This is a genomic window from Rhizobium sp. 01L410 (genome assembly GCF_056400165.1).
Genome location: NZ_JBFTST010000016.1, coordinates 93,303 through 107,692 on the forward strand (window position 1 = coordinate 93,303; position 14,390 = coordinate 107,692).

Annotated in this window: 17 protein-coding genes and 1 pseudogene; 13 read left to right on the forward strand and 5 right to left on the reverse strand. The window is 57.5% G+C overall.

From position 1 onward, the window contains the following. The first annotated feature begins 3 nt into the window (after nucleotides 1-3). The 4 genes from AC1DV9_RS26680 to AC1DV9_RS26695 all read left to right on the forward strand — a co-directional run bounded on the left by AC1DV9_RS26680 (nucleotide 4) and on the right by AC1DV9_RS26695 (nucleotide 5,120). A complete protein-coding gene (locus AC1DV9_RS26680) occupies nucleotides 4-987 on the forward strand; it encodes a FecR family protein (RefSeq protein WP_477950770.1) in 984 nt (327 codons plus the stop codon). A gap of 80 nt (nucleotides 988-1,067) precedes the next feature. Beyond that, the gene (locus AC1DV9_RS26685; protein WP_477944224.1) at nucleotides 1,068-3,749 is read left to right on the forward strand and encodes an EAL domain-containing protein; all 2,682 of its coding nucleotides are present in this window, start codon (nucleotides 1,068-1,070) and stop codon (nucleotides 3,747-3,749) included. An 89-nt stretch (nucleotides 3,750-3,838) separates the two neighbouring features. Beyond that, a complete protein-coding gene (locus AC1DV9_RS26690; RefSeq protein ID WP_477944223.1) occupies nucleotides 3,839-4,195 on the forward strand; it encodes a response regulator in 357 nt (118 codons plus the stop codon). A 484-nt stretch (nucleotides 4,196-4,679) separates the two neighbouring features. Continuing rightward, nucleotides 4,680-5,120, forward strand: a complete 441-nt coding sequence (locus AC1DV9_RS26695; RefSeq protein WP_477950740.1) for a hypothetical protein — start codon at nucleotides 4,680-4,682, stop codon at nucleotides 5,118-5,120. Here the strand turns inward: AC1DV9_RS26695 and AC1DV9_RS26700 are convergent. The 3 genes from AC1DV9_RS26700 to AC1DV9_RS26710 all read right to left on the reverse strand — a co-directional run bounded on the left by AC1DV9_RS26700 (nucleotide 5,117) and on the right by AC1DV9_RS26710 (nucleotide 7,394). Continuing rightward, complete coding sequence (locus AC1DV9_RS26700) at nucleotides 5,117-5,740, reverse strand: response regulator transcription factor (protein WP_112515344.1); 624 nt, start codon at nucleotides 5,738-5,740, stop codon at nucleotides 5,117-5,119. The two genes, AC1DV9_RS26695 and AC1DV9_RS26700, sit on opposite strands and share 4 nt — an antisense overlap. Continuing rightward, nucleotides 5,737-7,131: a sensor histidine kinase gene (locus AC1DV9_RS26705; RefSeq protein ID WP_477950741.1), complete on the reverse strand. Its 1,395-nt coding sequence runs from the start codon at nucleotides 7,129-7,131 to the stop codon at nucleotides 5,737-5,739. Before AC1DV9_RS26705 ends, AC1DV9_RS26700 begins: the two co-directional genes overlap by 4 nt. An 83-nt stretch (nucleotides 7,132-7,214) precedes the next feature. Beyond that, nucleotides 7,215-7,394 (reverse strand): hypothetical protein, encoded by a 180-nt coding sequence (locus AC1DV9_RS26710; RefSeq protein ID WP_477950743.1) that lies wholly within the window; start codon nucleotides 7,392-7,394, stop codon nucleotides 7,215-7,217. A 171-nt stretch (nucleotides 7,395-7,565) separates the two neighbouring features. On the opposite strand from AC1DV9_RS26710, the gene AC1DV9_RS26715 reads away from it, so the two are divergent. The 4 genes from AC1DV9_RS26715 to AC1DV9_RS26730 all read left to right on the forward strand — a co-directional run bounded on the left by AC1DV9_RS26715 (nucleotide 7,566) and on the right by AC1DV9_RS26730 (nucleotide 9,101). After that, nucleotides 7,566-7,964: a DUF1236 domain-containing protein gene (locus AC1DV9_RS26715; RefSeq protein ID WP_112390657.1), complete on the forward strand. Its 399-nt coding sequence runs from the start codon at nucleotides 7,566-7,568 to the stop codon at nucleotides 7,962-7,964. A 110-nt stretch (nucleotides 7,965-8,074) separates the two neighbouring features. Next, nucleotides 8,075-8,281, forward strand: coding sequence for a hypothetical protein (locus AC1DV9_RS26720; RefSeq protein WP_477944221.1), 207 nt, complete (start codon nucleotides 8,075-8,077; stop codon nucleotides 8,279-8,281). Nucleotides 8,282-8,325: 44 nt separating this feature from the next. Next, a complete protein-coding gene (locus tag AC1DV9_RS26725) occupies nucleotides 8,326-8,490 on the forward strand; it encodes a hypothetical protein (protein ID WP_477944220.1) in 165 nt (54 codons plus the stop codon). Then, the gene (locus AC1DV9_RS26730) at nucleotides 8,487-9,101 is read left to right on the forward strand and encodes a BA14K family protein (protein ID WP_477944219.1); all 615 of its coding nucleotides are present in this window, start codon (nucleotides 8,487-8,489) and stop codon (nucleotides 9,099-9,101) included. Before AC1DV9_RS26725 ends, AC1DV9_RS26730 begins: the two co-directional genes overlap by 4 nt. Before the next feature lie 245 nt (nucleotides 9,102-9,346). Here AC1DV9_RS26730 and AC1DV9_RS26735 read toward each other — a convergent pair whose 3' ends face one another. Beyond that, a complete protein-coding gene (locus tag AC1DV9_RS26735) occupies nucleotides 9,347-9,556 on the reverse strand; it encodes a hypothetical protein (RefSeq protein ID WP_477944218.1) in 210 nt (69 codons plus the stop codon). 353 nt (nucleotides 9,557-9,909) lie between these two features. Here AC1DV9_RS26735 and AC1DV9_RS26740 point away from each other — a divergent pair, with 353 nt between their 5' ends. Further along, complete coding sequence (locus AC1DV9_RS26740; protein ID WP_477944217.1) at nucleotides 9,910-10,152, forward strand: hypothetical protein; 243 nt, start codon at nucleotides 9,910-9,912, stop codon at nucleotides 10,150-10,152. 86 nt (nucleotides 10,153-10,238) lie between these two features. On the opposite strand, the gene AC1DV9_RS26745 is transcribed toward AC1DV9_RS26740, so the two are convergent. Next, nucleotides 10,239-10,460, reverse strand: coding sequence for a hypothetical protein (locus AC1DV9_RS26745; protein ID WP_477944216.1), 222 nt, complete (start codon nucleotides 10,458-10,460; stop codon nucleotides 10,239-10,241). Nucleotides 10,461-10,844: 384 nt separating this feature from the next. On the opposite strand from AC1DV9_RS26745, the pseudogene AC1DV9_RS26750 reads away from it, so the two are divergent. The 4 genes and pseudogenes from AC1DV9_RS26750 (at nucleotide 10,845) to AC1DV9_RS26765 (ending at nucleotide 14,368) form a co-directional block, all read left to right on the forward strand. Beyond that, nucleotides 10,845-12,499: pseudogene (locus tag AC1DV9_RS26750) on the forward strand (PAS domain S-box protein). Nucleotides 12,500-12,560: 61 nt separating this feature from the next. Then, complete coding sequence (locus tag AC1DV9_RS26755) at nucleotides 12,561-13,688, forward strand: PAS domain-containing protein (RefSeq protein WP_477950744.1); 1,128 nt, start codon at nucleotides 12,561-12,563, stop codon at nucleotides 13,686-13,688. Next, nucleotides 13,685-14,110 (forward strand): response regulator, encoded by a 426-nt coding sequence (locus AC1DV9_RS26760; protein WP_477950746.1) that lies wholly within the window; start codon nucleotides 13,685-13,687, stop codon nucleotides 14,108-14,110. The genes AC1DV9_RS26755 and AC1DV9_RS26760 overlap by 4 nt, the downstream gene beginning before the upstream one ends. Before the next feature lie 48 nt (nucleotides 14,111-14,158). Continuing rightward, a complete protein-coding gene (locus AC1DV9_RS26765) occupies nucleotides 14,159-14,368 on the forward strand; it encodes a hypothetical protein (protein WP_112515356.1) in 210 nt (69 codons plus the stop codon). Nucleotides 14,369-14,390 lie beyond the last annotated feature (22 nt).

Here is a 14,390-nt window from a genome sequence, read left to right on the forward strand (position 1 = left end):
TCAATGCGCGTTCTTCTTCATCTTTTCGCTCTCGTCACTCTTCTTCTTCCTTTGACCGCCTATGCCTCTGATGACGATGATTGGCATGTTGCCAAGGCGAGCAGCCAGGTACGCTATACGACAGACCAGTCAACGTGGAAGGACTTGCAGACAGGCGACGTCGTTCCAAACAGCGCCTGGATCGCAACGGGCCCTCGCGGAAGGGTACAGCTTGTGCGCGGTGTTGAAAGTGTCGGCTTCCAGCCAGGCACCCTGGCTGCAATAACAACGAAGTCGGGCGGACTGTTCAGCGCGCGCAAGACCAACATCCTCCAGCAGATCGGCGAACTCGATCTTGAGATCGAAAAGCGCAGCCAGCCTCATACAACCGTGCAGACACCTTATCTGGCTGCTGTTGTGAAGGGCACAATTTTCCATGTCAGCGTCGGCAAGACAAACGCTTCAGTGTCCGTTGATCGTGGGCTGGTACAGGTAACCTCATTCGCGAGCGGCCAGCAGGCCAATGTCGGCCCCCGCCAGAGTGCCACCGTCGACCGGAAGTCGGGAATGAAGGTATCTGGCGCGAACTCGCGGCCGACAATTAGCCCGGTTGCGCCGTCTGTTGCAGTTGTGCCTGCAGTGGGGACGACAGCGCTCGCAGGTCAGGCTGAAGTCACGACAGATGACAAGGGCAAGTCGTCCAAGGCGAGCAATGATGCAAGCGCGAAGAACGCCGCGCAAAGCAACGGGAGGTCCGGCGAGGGCAGCTCCGGAAGCAACGACAGTGGAAAGAGCGGCGGCGGCAACAACGGTAATGGGGGTGGCAACGGCAGCAGCAACGGCAACTCTGGAAGCAACGGGAATGGAGGCAGTTCCGGTGCCGGAAGCAGCGGCAATAACGGCAATGGGAACAGCGGAAACGCTGGGGGCAACGGCAAAGGCAACAATGGTAACGGGGGTGGCAATGGCGGCGGCAAGGGCAATAGCGGCAAGGGCAACAACAAGTGACGAGCTTTGGCTCTTCCCTGCGGAGAATGTGCTCCGCAATTGCCGGGCCGATCGCCTTGCGTGGGGGGCTCATAGCCGCGATGCTCGCGCTTCCGGTCGTCGCGCCGACGCTCAACGCAATCACCGCTCTTAATGACAGCCTGATTGCCCAACGCTTCGAGTGGGCGCCACGAGAAGCCTCCGGAGAAATCGTCTTCATTGCCATCGACAAGAAAACGCTTGACGAGGTAGGCGTCTGGCCTTGGCCACGCGGCATCTATGCAAAGCTTCTAGCAAAGCTTACCGCGGCGGATGCAGCAGATATCTTTTTGGATATCGATTTCTCAACGCCATCAAACGCGGCCGAAGATGGCGCGCTTTCATCTGCCCTCGAACAAGCCGGCAGCGGGGTGTTGCTGCCGGTCTTTCGCCAGCAAATCGCTGCGGCATCGGTTAACACCAGCGTCACCAAGCCGATTCCCAGTCTGCTCTCCAATGCCTGGCCAGTCTTTGCCAACGTCACCACGGATGCCGATGGCGTTGTGCGCAAGTTCGACTTCGGCAGCGAATTCAACGGCGAAGCAACGCCGTCTGCCGCTTCCGCCCTTGCCAGAAGCGCCGAGACTTCAGGACGAGGGCTGATTGATTTTTCCATCAAACCCACCAGCGTGCCCACCTATTCTATGGCGGATGTATTTTCCGGGAAGGTTGCGGCCGGCCAACTTTCAGGGCGTTCGGTCGTGGTCGGTGCGTCTGCGACCGAGCTTAAAGATATCTTCCCGGTACCGGTGAATGCAGCACTGGCTGGTCCGCTCATTCATGTGCTTGCAGCGGAGACACTGATCCAAGACCGCCTTCTGACAGAATTTAATCAGACGCCGCTGGAGCTACTCCTTGCGGCCGCGCTTATCGTCGCCATCTTGTTATCGCGTTCGGTAGGCCTGGCGAATCTTTGCCTTCTCGCCGTTGCCGCGGGAATGGCCGGCGAAGTCGCTGCTTTCATTCTCCAGAAGGATTTTGCAATCATCACCGGGACGGTAGTGCCGTGGCTGCAGCTTATTCTGGCAGGCGGTCTGGCGCTGACCGAGCGGATCGATCTCGGCCAGATGCTGGCCGCCCTTGCCAATATTGAAGCACGCAATACCCGCCGCCTGATGCGGCGGATCATCGCCGACAGCTCGGATGGGATTGTTGCCTTCACCAGCGACATGGTCATCGCTGAAATCAGTGAATCTGCCAAATCGATTCTGCGCGTGGGCGCCGGAGCACATCTGCTGGCAAGTTCAGAGCATTCCGTTGCTGCCGCAGTTCGTGGTCTTACAGCTCTATACAATTGCGAGCCGGGCAGGATCCACAGCACCGTCATCGAGTTCGTCAGGCATAAAGATGACTGCAATTCGACAACCTACGAAGTGGCCATCACCCTTTCACCAGTCGAGGAACAGGGGAGGCTAGGTAGAGGCTCATTCGGTGGCTGCATGATTATCCGCGACGTTACGTCTCGCAGGGCGTACGAGGCAAAGCTCAAGCGGATGGCAGAGCGCGATGAACTTACGGGGCTTCTGAACCGGCGTGAATTCCTTGCACGTCTCGAAGGGCGCAACGGCGTAGTGGCCGTTCTCAACATTGAGCGCTTCTCGGACATCTGCGCGACACTGGGTCGCGATGTCGGCGACACCTTTCTAAAGGCTGTCGCTACACGGCTCTCCGCCACTTTTCCCTGTGAATTGCTTGCGCGCATAGATGGTGACCTGTTCGCTGTCCTCAGTGCCGGGGAAGATGCCAACCCGGCTCTTCACGCGGGCTTGCTCCTCGCCGCCTTCGAATCGCCTGTTGTATTAGACGAGATATCAGCGTCGGTGGCTGTTCGCGTCGGTGTCGCAAGGGTTGGTCTGGAAAGTGCCGAGAGTTCATTACGGGCTGCCGAGTCCGCGCTCGACGGTGCGAAAAAAACGTCGGAGCGATGGTCGATGTACGATCCGGCGATGGCACTGCAGCAGGTGCGCTCCAGACGACTCGAAGCCGACATGAGCAATGCGCTGCGAGACGGACAGTTTTTTCTTCTTTACCAGCCGCAGGTCGATCTCGTGACTGGCCGCTTCGTGGGTGCAGAAGCGCTGCTGCGCTGGCGCCATTCGGAGCTTGGGCTCATCGCACCAACGGAATTTATTCCCATTGCAGAATCTTCGGGAATGATCTGCGATATCGGACGATGGGTTATGATGGAGGCCTGCGCGGAGGCCATGCTGTGGCCGGAAGGGATCGTGTCGGTCAATGTGTCGCCGATTCAGTTCGAAAGAGCGGATGTCGAGGCGGACGTACGTCGAGCGCTTTTTGCAAGCGGGTTGCCCCCGTCCCGCCTCTGCGTCGAGCTTACGGAATCTGTATTCCTAAGCGATGGTGGCCGGTCGATATCGAAGATGGCTGCCGTTAGCGCGACCGGCGTATCACTTGCGCTAGACGATTTCGGCACTGGCTATTCCTCGATGAGCTACCTGGCCGACCTGCCGCTCGACAAACTCAAAATTGATCAATCCTTCGTTCGAAGGATGACCGAGGATCAGAACGTTTTTGAGATCGTCAAAGCGATCGTCTTGCTTGCCCATGGCCTAAATCTTGAGATTGTCGCAGAGGGGGTCGAGGGTCCTGCCGAACACGTACTCCTTCGCAAACTACAGTGCGAGACGGGACAGGGATATCTATTCGGTAGACCACAGCACGGTGCCGAAATGCTGGCAAGCCTTGCAGGGAATGAGGCATCAATATTCGTTGCATCGCAATGAAAATCCTTCAGTCATAAGACCTTGTGCCGTGGTGCGACGCTGCTGGCTGGTGTTAGGATCCAAAGTCTGGTCACAGTCTGGAGTCTCGTATGCGCGTACTTATTGTCGAGGATGAGCCGGATGTGGCTCTTGTCATCGAAGACATTGCTCTGGCTGAAGGATTTGAAGTCGTCGGTATCGCGACAAGAGCGACCGAGGCTATGGAGCTGGCCCGTGAGGCGGATTTGGCAATCGTTGATGTCCGACTTGCGGATGGTCTATCAGGCCCAAAAATTGCCCGTTCCCTTGCGACAGGGTTCGACGTTGCAGTCGTGTTTCTCACTGGCAACCCGGAGCTGGTCGATGGGCTCCCTGATATTAATATCGTCGATAAGAAGGACGGTGCCGAGGGTATTGCTGAGGCGTTGCGGTTGGCTGCGAGGTCTCGTACGAAACGCTCGGTATAAGTTTGGCGCTTAAAGCAGTGGCGGTTGTTGGTGGTGCCCTGTTAGTGTCGATCCTGGATCATCTGCCGGTCGACCCGGGAACAGCAGCGTCGTCGTCATGCGTCGCGTGCGATCTTCTTTTCTCACTTGGGGCGAGATCCAAGATCGGAGGGCCATCAATTCCAATGGCGCGTTGCTCAATGCGTGATCAAGAGCCTCACGCGATCAATTGAATGAAGAGAGCGTGCATGTGTCTCGGCGATCATAGTGTGTCATGACCGGTTCGTTACGCGTCAGCCGGGGCTAACATTAGCGCTTGAGGAAACCGAAGATGGGTCAACGGCGTCGAGACCTTTCGATGTCCGTCGCAATCCTGGTCCGTGTTTGGCGCCGAAATTGTCTGGCCGGCTTGGATTTTTTTCGGAGGAGGCAGAAATCTCATAAGTCCTGTCCCGCGTAGTATCCTGAAAAGGAGGCGCAAATTATGAGTTGCTCGAGACGAAACATGTTGAAAATCGTTGCTGGTGCGGGATTGGCCAGCGCTTTATTTCCGCTTGAAGGCGCGCCGTTACTCACGCTCGATGCCTTCGCAAAGAGCGGCAACAATGGAAATGGCGGCGGTAACGGCAAGGGCGGTGGGAACAGCGGCGGAAATGGAAATTCCAGCGCGGGCAGCGGGAATGGCAATGGCAATAGCGGGAATGGCAAGGGTAATGGCGGTCCGGCAACTTCAGCTGAGCCCGCTGACGGGGGGATGACCAGTGCGGCTAATGGTGTGCAGGCAACACGCAGCGCGGATGGCTCAATCCGGATTCGACACCGAAACGGAATTATCGAGACCATTGTGTCGAACCGTTATGTCATGAAAGATCCGAAGGGTCGGACGATCAGCAACAGGATCGCGACGCAGGCAGATGTTACGCGCCTCTCGCGTTTTCTTCACTAGACTAGATCCCGCCATTTAATGGCGGCCTCTGTTCGATTTGTGACACCGAGTTTCAGCAGGATTTGCGTCATGTGATGCTTAACGGTTTTTTCCTGCAGATCGAGCCGCAATCCAATATGCTTGTTGGAAAGACCTTCAGCGACGAGTCCCATTACTTCGCGCTCACGCGGCGTCAGCGAGGCCTTGGGCGAGGAATGCGCTCCAAGGGAGCGCTCTATCACCTTGGCAGACATTGCGGGTGAGACGAACTTCGACCCGCGCATCACCACCCGTATCGCTTCGGCAAGTCCGCGCGATCCAATTCCCTTCAGTACATATCCGGCCGCGCCGCGCTGCAAGGCTGCAGAAAGCGTCTCGACTTCCTCGGATGCTGTTAGCATCAGCACCCGCGTTTCCGGACTTCGTGACAAAACCGAACTGATTGTCTGCAGGCCACCACCGGGCATCGAAACGTCGAGTAGGAGCACGCAGGGGCGATCCGAGGCCGCCAGCCTGATCGCGTCATCGCTGCTCGCGCCTTCGCCGATCACCACAAAATCAGCGACCTCCGAAAGGCTACGGCTGACGCCCTCGCGGAACAGTGGGTGATCGTCCACGATCCCGATTGTGATAGCCGTCATCTTACCGCCTCCAATTCCATCAACCGAAGCGTCATCGACACGACAGTGCCTGCGCTGCCCGTCTTGATATCGAAATCGCCCCCCAGACTGTCGACGCGTTCGCGAAGTCCCGCAAGCCCGAGACTTGTCGGCCGCACCTCATTCGGATCGAAGCCATCCCCTTGATCGCGGACTTCGATCCGGACCTCGCTGCCACGCGCTTGTGCGGTTACCGATTGTTCGATGCCGCCGCCGTGACGATGGGCATTGTTGAGGGCTTCTTGTACGAAGCGATAGACACAGATCTTCACGGCGGCCGATAAGTCTGAATGATCATCCTCGACGTTGCGCGCAACCGCGCTGGCTGTTCTTGTTTCGTGGGCAGAGACAACCCGCTCGATGATTTCTTCGAACGAGACACCTTCGATCTCCGGCAGGACGAGACCGCGACAGATCGTGCGGATCTCCCTCATGGCCTCGGCGAGGCTCGAACGGATCCAGGCCAGTTCCTTTTCTCGCATAGCAGGGTCTGTTGTGGCGTCGACCAGCATTTCGCTGTCGAGCCGCAAGGAGGCATAGGCTATATGCTGAGCGGGTCCATCATGAAGGTCGGCGCCGACGCTTCGGAGGTAGGTTTCGTTGAGGGTTGCCGCCCGCAAGGAAGATCGCTGCAAGCGACGCTGTAGCGCGAGCTTCTCGGAGAGCAACGCGGAGAGCTCCTTTACCTTGTTCCGGAGATCGGTCCGCTGTGCCTCAATCAGCCGGCTACCACGGAAAACGAGCGCCGAAAGCGTTAAAAAGAAGATTGCCGTCAGCCCAGCGACCGATGCCCAGCTCCATCGTCTTGCGCGAGCGATGCTGTCCGCAAGTCCCTGAGCCGTTTCATAGAACTCGACGACTGCGACGGGCTGACCGGACCATGGCTGCAGCACCGGATTGTAGATTTCCATCAGCGGCTTGCCGAGCTGCCGCTCCTTTTGGCTCTCCGGATCGCTCGCGACCTCGTATCGGGCGACGAGCAAACCTGAAAATGCCTGGCGAAGCTTGTCGCTGACCGGGAATTTGTGGCCGATCAGCTCCGGTTCGTTGGAATAGAGGATAGTGCCGTCGCTGCTCCAGAGCTTGAATGAGACGAGGCGCTTGCCGAGCGCGCCTTGCGACAGTGTCTCGTTTAGTGCCTGGGCGCTTCCTTCGTCGAGAAGTGTTTCCGTTTGCATGTCTGGAAGCAGTGGAGCAACGACGCTATCGACATAAAGCGCGGTCGCTGCACCGGAATTGTGGATCACCGCATCCTCGATCAGCCGTGTCAGCAGAATGCCAATCAGCAGCATCGCCATGATCGAGACAACGCCCCCAGTGATGAAAAACTGGGAGGCTAACGAGCGGGCATTCCAACGGCTGAGCCAATGCATCTGCGACCTGTCGACTGCGTGTCCGACAGACATGGTACTACCCTAGAAGAATTCCAGATAGCTGCGTGACATCTCGGGTGCCTTTAGTTCGGAACATCGCGTGTATCGAGGATGTCCGCGCCGGCAACACTCCTGGTGATCTGCGTATCGCCCGACATGGCCGCGCCGAAGAAATAGAGTGCGCCGCACAGGAATGCGACAAAGGCGATGACGGACGCATTGATCGCGACCGGGCCGGCGGAGGGTCTATGGATGATGCTCATAATTGCACTCCTTCATCGCTGTAGCAACGAGGCAAAATGGCCGCGGTTCCCGACCCCCGACTATGGTCCGTGGTGCCCCGGACTGAGGTCCGATATCGGGAACAAGCGATACCTTTGGCGGATTGTGGGGCCGCGGTCATAAGGGCCGCTCAGCGACAAGGAGAAATAAGAATGCTCTCTAAGGTTATGGTAGGCGTGGCTACGGCCGCGACCCTCATGTCGGGCGTCGCACTCGCTCAGTCGTCCACCGTCAATGGCGCTGCAGGCGGAGCCGTAACCGGCGCGATTGTCGGCGGACCTGTCGGCGCTGCAGTCGGTGGTGTGGCCGGTGCCGTCGTTGGAACGGTTATCGATCCGCCGCCGCAGAAGGTCGTAACCTATGTGCGTGAAGCACCGGCACCTTCAGCTACAGTCGTCGTCAAGGAAAGGGTGGTAGTGGGCCAGCCGCTTCCCGAGACCGTCGTTGTAACCCCAGTCCCCGAAAATCCGAAATATGCCTATGCGGTCGTGAATGATGAGCGCGTCATCGTAGAGCCGACGTCCCGCAAGGTGATCCAGGTCATCAACTGACCTGATCCCGGACGCGGCTGATGCCGCGTCCTTCCTTGGTCAATACGAAACGAAATCCAGCCGCACTTGTGGGGCATGGCCGCGTGCGGCCTGAACCCAGAGAGATGGTCATGAAAAAGAAGTCCCTTGCCATGCTGGTGACGGCGCTGTCGATCGGTGTTTCGTCTATCGGCCTCATGTCCGCCACTGCCAAGGATGCCCCGATCATCAAAAAGAAGGGTGCAGCCCAGACCGATCAGTCCGGTGGTTCTGCGCAGCAACAGCCGCACGCGAGTGGCGCCCAAGGGGCGCAGCCTGAAGCCGGTGCCGTAACCTAAGCTGGTGGCGTTCGCTCCACCGTTTTTTTCTTATGGAGAGACAGATGAACTACGGGGAAACGAAATCGGCAAGCGTCGTTCTTCCGATCGTCGCCATACTGATGGCAATGGCCGGCTGCATCCTCATTCTGCTTTCAAATGTCGATCGCGGTGACGAAAAGCAGGGCAGGGTATTCGTTCCAATCGAGCAGCGGGAGCCTGGCAAATGAACGCGGTCGCATCACTGACATTCGGTATCGTGACGTCCGTCGCCGTTTGTGTCGTGGCGGCATCTTTGGCCTCCATCGTCATGGCGAAATCGGAAACGCGTCAGCTCGCCGATCTTTCCGCGCCCGATCTTTGGACGACAGGTCCGGTTCGCGTCGATCCGGGTAAACAGAATTATCAGCGAATCGCGCCAGCTTATTCGAGTTACGTGACCGGTGCGCCTAAGGTCATCGTGGCCGCGCGCACGCAGGATCCAGAACCTGTCGCGGATTCTGCGGCAGAACCGGCCATTCCGGCAGAGCACCTCACTTGGTGCTCGCATCGCTACCGCTCCTACAATCCCTCCACCAATAACTACCGCGCCTTCAGCGGCGAGATGCGCAGTTGCACCTCACCCTTTGCAGAGCAGGCTGGCAGCAGCCGCGAAGAGGTTGTCACACAAAATGCAATGGCCGGTGCTGGTCGTGCAGGAGGAAATCAAGCCGCATCAGGTTGGTGTGTCGAACACTACCAGTCCTACCGTGCGCAAGACAACAGCTATCAGCCTTTCGAAGGACCACGCAGGCAGTGTGAAGCACCGTCGCGCGATGTCCTCGTTACGGCCTCGTATTAATCGGCGTTCGAATAAAACACTCGATTTTGACGTCACGCCTGACCATCGTGAATTTTATTCCTTTTGGCTCAGGGCGCACATTCCGCCAAGTGCGCCCACTTTTGCGGGAGTGCGGGACCAAATTCCGCAGGCTATTGCGGTCCATTCTACTCGATGAGGTCAAAAGCGCGAGGAACGCGATATTCGCCAGCAGGTCTGGTGTTCCGGCAACCGCTTGGCGAGTGACTTTTTGGGTCCAGGACGAATTATCCACTCGCTGTTGGTCGCGAGACCATCTCCAGAAAGTCGAATTCTTCAAGCATGGAATGTGCTTCGTTGCCGAAACGAGCGACGGTCCAATATTCCCGCTCCTTGCCGAATACTGTGGAGACGTAAACGACTTCGATAATGGCATCAGGGGTTGTCTTAATTGCCCAGTAGTGCTGTTCTGGCTCGATTAGCGACGGATCCAACACGATTTACCTCTTCTAAGTACTGCATTGGATTAGCCCGGAAGGTTCCTGGAAGGATACCCCGGACCTTGGTCCAATATGTGCTGGAATCGAAGTGCGTCCGCCCATTCGTTCTAAGTGACAATAACGGGTACAACACCGATGGGGGCTAGCTCTCGGAGTCGTGTTCGACGCTATGTCAGACTAAGGTCTGAGCAATGTCGGACTGAAGTCCGACCTCGGAACCTGGAGCAATTAGAGCCGTTTTTCATCTCAATGAAGAGGGAGTGACTATGCCTTTCAAACTTTATGTGGCTGCGTCCGCAGCCGGACGCTTCTCGTTTAATATACCATGCTACATCTGCGAGATCATGTAAGTGGACTATGCTTCAACACTGAACGCTTCACGCAATGTCGCTGACTTGTGCAGTCAAATGCGGCGGCGCTTTGACCCATCATTCTTCCTGCAAGAGATCGACATAATTGCCGATGATCTTGCCAAGCTGCCCCCATCGATCGATAGGACTGCACTTGAGCTTCGCATAGCACAAATGCGGCAAGCAGTTGAATTTTTTTCGCAAAATGCAGGCTTCCGTTGTCTTGCTGAACAATGGACCTGAAACAGCGATGACGAAAGTCGCGCCGTCACTAAGCCGTTTGAAACATTCAATGTTCTTAAACTTGAAGTTGCTCAATAGAATTGGCGCTAGCCGGCAAGATCACTCAGCCCGCGATGCTTAGACATGGCCATCTCCAGAGCCGACCGGGTATCGTGGCCCTCCCGATAAAGGGTGATTATGATCGCTGCGGCGAGCTCGGCTTCCGGGCTGCCTTTTAGGACTCGGTGCGCGTCCAGCCAATTTTGGAAAGCCTCATCAATTGTCTTGAGCTCCATCGGTCCGAATGCCGTTTCCAGAAACGCGCGCATAGCCTTCCCCCTTCTTTGCGGCGCCCATATGGGAAATGCGGCGTGCGGGGTCAAGACCAATAAGAGTTGATAAACGGACGAGAAACCCTACGCCTGAGTTTGCATCTCACGCTGATTTCATTGAGGAAAGGCCTTGCAGGGAGTTGGTTGCGCCATAAATCTGCCAACTGACAGTTCGGGAACAAGGTGCGGTGGCGCAATGGGAATGTAGAGCGGATACCAATGAGGAGCGAAGCGGGGAATATTTTCGAAGGGACCGACGAGATCTCTCGCCTTATCGAGAGCGGAAACTGGGACGGTTCCATCCTGGGGCCGCCGTCAAAATGGTCTGTCTGCCTCAAATCCGCCGTCGACATCATGCTGCCAGCGATGGCCCAGATCGTGATGTTCTGGGGACCCGACCTTGTCGCGCTTTACAACGAACCCTACGCTCCGACGATTGGCCAACGGCACCCCAAGGCGTTTGGCCGGCCCGCACGAGAGAACTGGGCCGAACTTTGGGATGATCTTGAGCCACTTTTGCGCCGGGTGTTGGAGACCGGAGAAACGGTGGCTGCAAAGGATCGTCCCTTCTACATCGAGCGGCACGGCTACCCGGAAACGGTCTATTTCGACATCTCCTATTCGGCCATTCGCGATGAACACGGCACAGTTCGCGGGGTCTTCTGCATCGTCAACGAAACAACTGATCGCGTCCGCGCTGACCAGGCGTTGCAGGCAAGCGAGGAACGGCTCCGGCCGGTTGTCTCCCAATCTGCAGCTGGTATTGGTCAGGGCAGCCTGGAAGGCAAGATCCTGCACGTCAACCGCCGGTTCTGTGAGATCGTCGGATATGAAGAGGAGGATCCTGTCGGGAAGGACATCGTCGACATCACCTTTGCCGCTGACATGCCCGAGCAAACCCGTTTGTTCAACCGGCTTGCCGAGACCGGCCAAAGCTTCGACATGGAGAAGCGCTATGTTCGTAAGGACGGTAGCCTCGTCTGGGTGAACAATACGGTTTCCGCTTTGCGGGATGACGAGGGGAAGATCCATCAGGTTGCCGTTGTCTCGGTTGATATCACTGAACGCAAGCAGGCTCAGGATGCCGAGCGGCGCCTGGCCTCTATCATTGCATCCTCCAACGACGCGATCCTTGCGATCGACTTGGACATGACGATTACGGCCTGGAACCGTGGTGCCGAGCAGCTTTATGGCTACACTGCTGAGGAGATTGTGGGTCAGTCTGTCCTGGTGCTTGTACCAAGAGACAGGCGTGACGAAGAGCCGGGCTTGCTCCGGCAGATCAAAGCCGGTTTCGTGATAGAGGCCTACGAAACACAGCGTCGCCGCAAGGACGGCCATCTGGTTGACATTTTGCTCAGTGTCTCACCGGTCTATGACCCGGCTGGCAAGATCATTGGTGCCTCGAAAATTGCCCATGATATCTCCGCAAAAATAGAAGCCGCCCGGCTTCAGGCGGTTCTGATCGGTGAGTTGCATCACCGCGTGAAGAATGTTTTTGCAACGGTGATTGCCATTGCGCGTCAGACCGTCGCGCAGGCGACTGACATACAAGCTGCGATCGCTGCGTTCGAAGCGCGCCTCTCGGCAATGGCCACGCTCATGATCTGCTTGCCGAACGTGACTGGCAGAGCGCGGACCTCGTCGCGGTGGTCGAGCAGGCCACTGCGCCTTACCCGCCGGAGCGATTCACCATTTCCGGTCCATCCGTTCTCCTGCCTCAAAAGGCAGTTGCGACATTGTCGCTCGCCTTGCACGAGCTCGGAACGAATGCCGCCAAATATGGAGCCCTATCTACTCCAACCGGACGGGTGTCGATCATCTGGAGCTATGACCCCGAAACCTCGGCTCTCAGCCTCCGCTGGCAGGAAAAGGGCGGGCCGACGGTCGCTCAACCGAACAAGAAGGGCTTTGGATCTCGCCTGGTCGAGCGCTTGCTGGCGGCGGAGCTCAACGGAACGTCGGCAATCATTTATGACGCTGCCGGCGTCGTGTGTGAGATCGGGGCGGTGTTGCTACCGCACCCTATAAAATGACTGGCAGGAACGAATTCATCCGCCGCGACTTCTGTTGTCGGTTAACACAATCAGGATCACAATGCAGGAAAAGGATCAAAATCGGCGGGATGCGCGCAGCGCCGGAGACCGCCTGGTCGCCGGGCACGTCAGCGAAGACCCGTTTGCGGCGGCGTTCAAGGCTACGCGCATGCCAATGATCGTCACGGATCCCAGCCAGCCTGATAATCCGATCATCTTCTGCAACGATGCATTCAGGAAGCTGACCGGTTACAGCGACGACGAAATCATCGGCCGGAATTGTCGCTTTCTGCAAGGGTCGGAAACGGACCGGGAGACAGTCGCCAAAATCCGCGACAGCATCGTGGCGGGTCGGGATGTGGCTGTCGACATTCTGAACTATCGAAAGGATGGCAGCACGTTCTGGAACGCCGTCTTCATCAGCCCTGTGCGGGATGAGGCTGGAACAATCATCTATTTCTTCGCCTCCCAGCTGGATTTCACAACGGTCAAGAGCCGCGAGGCGGACTTGGCGGCGGCTCGTCACGAGGCCGAGGCGGAGGTTGCAAAACACACGGCCAATCTTCGCGCAGCCTTGGAGGCCCGCACCCTGCTCGTTCACGAGGTCGACCACCGAGTGAAGAACAACCTCTTGACCATGGCCTCGATCGTCAAGATGCAGGCGCGTATAGCGACGGACGATCGGCAGAGGAAAACGCTTATGTCGGTCCTTAACCGCATCGAGGCTCTAAGCACGGTCCAACGCAAGCTATTCACGCTCGACGACGTCTCGAAATTCGACATGTCGGAGTTCACCCGTGAGCTGGTGACCGATCTGGTCGATGCAACCGGCCGAAACGACATTCGTCTATCTCTGGATCTCTCCCCGCTCCTCGTGCCGGCTGTGAAGGCGACGCCGCTGTCCCTGATCGTCAACGAGCTGGTCGGGGACGCCGTTCGCCGTGGTTTGAGCGACGGTGGCGGAGATATTCATGTTGTCGTCCGGCGCCTCAACGGTCATTTCCTGATCCGCGTCGAAGACACGTCGGAACCGGTCGAGCCGGATCGTGAGAGCGCTCAGCTCGGAAAACTGTTGCTGGAAGCATCAGCCTTGCAGCTGGGCGCTGAGATCCAACGGAAACAGGACGGCCGCAAAACGGTCGTCGATGTGGTGCTGCTTGTCGGCGACCAACAGGAGAGTGCGCATTGAAAGTCATGATCGTGGAAGATGAGATGTTGCTCGCCATGGAGCTCGAAAGCGAAGTGGAGATGGCGGGTCACCAGGTCACGGGGCTCGCCATGAGCAGCGCCCAGGCCCGAGACCAGCTCGGCAAGACGAAGCCAGATTTCGCTTTCGTCGACATTCACCTGATGGATGGGCCAACCGGGATTGATGTTGGGCGCGAGCTGGCGGCGGCCGGCATCCCCTATGTCTTCGTCAGCGGCAACATCAAGCGAATCCCACCAGACTTTGCCGGTGCCCTTGGAGCAATCGAAAAGCCTTACACGATGAACGGCATGAAGAATGCGCTGGTCTATGTCTCGGCAATCATCCAAGGGGACGACAGCGGTGCACCGCCAGCGAGCCTGGTCCTGGCGGAGGATGCGAATGCCGGAAAGAGCTTTGGCTAAGATGCTGAGAAGTATCTGCTAAATGCCGATAGCACGTGGGAGGAAACAATGAGCCAAAATCAAAACATTTTAAAAGAGGTCAAGCCAAAGCTTCTTGCTCTGGTCGAGGAGCTCGTCGCCAAGGGCGCCGAGCGATCCGCGGTGATCTACATGATCGAAAAGGAATCCACCCAGCTTCGTGATCCTGTGGACGACAGGTCCGATCGTCAGATCGACGAGCCCTCGAACGATTGGCCGGCGGCAGGCAGGTCCCAGTAGGTCTTGCCTGCCATTCAACCTC

Bases quoted from the DNA above. Each gene is read 5' to 3' on its own strand.
- AC1DV9_RS26680 (WP_477950770.1), top strand. From the start codon at position 4: ATGCGCGTTCTTCTTCATCTTTTCGCTCTCGTCACTCTTCTTCTTCCT.
- AC1DV9_RS26685 (WP_477944224.1), top strand. From the start codon at position 1,068: ATGCTCGCGCTTCCGGTCGTCGCGCCGACGCTCAACGCAATCACCGCT.
- AC1DV9_RS26690 (WP_477944223.1), top strand. From the start codon at position 3,839: ATGCGCGTACTTATTGTCGAGGATGAGCCGGATGTGGCTCTTGTCATC.
- AC1DV9_RS26695 (WP_477950740.1), top strand. From the start codon at position 4,680: ATGTTGAAAATCGTTGCTGGTGCGGGATTGGCCAGCGCTTTATTTCCG.
- AC1DV9_RS26700 (WP_112515344.1), bottom strand. From the start codon at position 5,740: ATGACGGCTATCACAATCGGGATCGTGGACGATCACCCACTGTTCCGC.
- AC1DV9_RS26705 (WP_477950741.1), bottom strand. From the start codon at position 7,131: ATGCATTGGCTCAGCCGTTGGAATGCCCGCTCGTTAGCCTCCCAGTTT.
- AC1DV9_RS26710 (WP_477950743.1), bottom strand. From the start codon at position 7,394: ATGAGCATCATCCATAGACCCTCCGCCGGCCCGGTCGCGATCAATGCG.
- AC1DV9_RS26715 (WP_112390657.1), top strand. From the start codon at position 7,566: ATGCTCTCTAAGGTTATGGTAGGCGTGGCTACGGCCGCGACCCTCATG.
- AC1DV9_RS26720 (WP_477944221.1), top strand. From the start codon at position 8,075: ATGAAAAAGAAGTCCCTTGCCATGCTGGTGACGGCGCTGTCGATCGGT.
- AC1DV9_RS26725 (WP_477944220.1), top strand. From the start codon at position 8,326: ATGAACTACGGGGAAACGAAATCGGCAAGCGTCGTTCTTCCGATCGTC.
- AC1DV9_RS26730 (WP_477944219.1), top strand. From the start codon at position 8,487: ATGAACGCGGTCGCATCACTGACATTCGGTATCGTGACGTCCGTCGCC.
- AC1DV9_RS26745 (WP_477944216.1), bottom strand. From the start codon at position 10,460: ATGCGCGCGTTTCTGGAAACGGCATTCGGACCGATGGAGCTCAAGACA.
- AC1DV9_RS26755 (WP_477950744.1), top strand. From the start codon at position 12,561: ATGCAGGAAAAGGATCAAAATCGGCGGGATGCGCGCAGCGCCGGAGAC.
- AC1DV9_RS26765 (WP_112515356.1), top strand. From the start codon at position 14,159: ATGAGCCAAAATCAAAACATTTTAAAAGAGGTCAAGCCAAAGCTTCTT.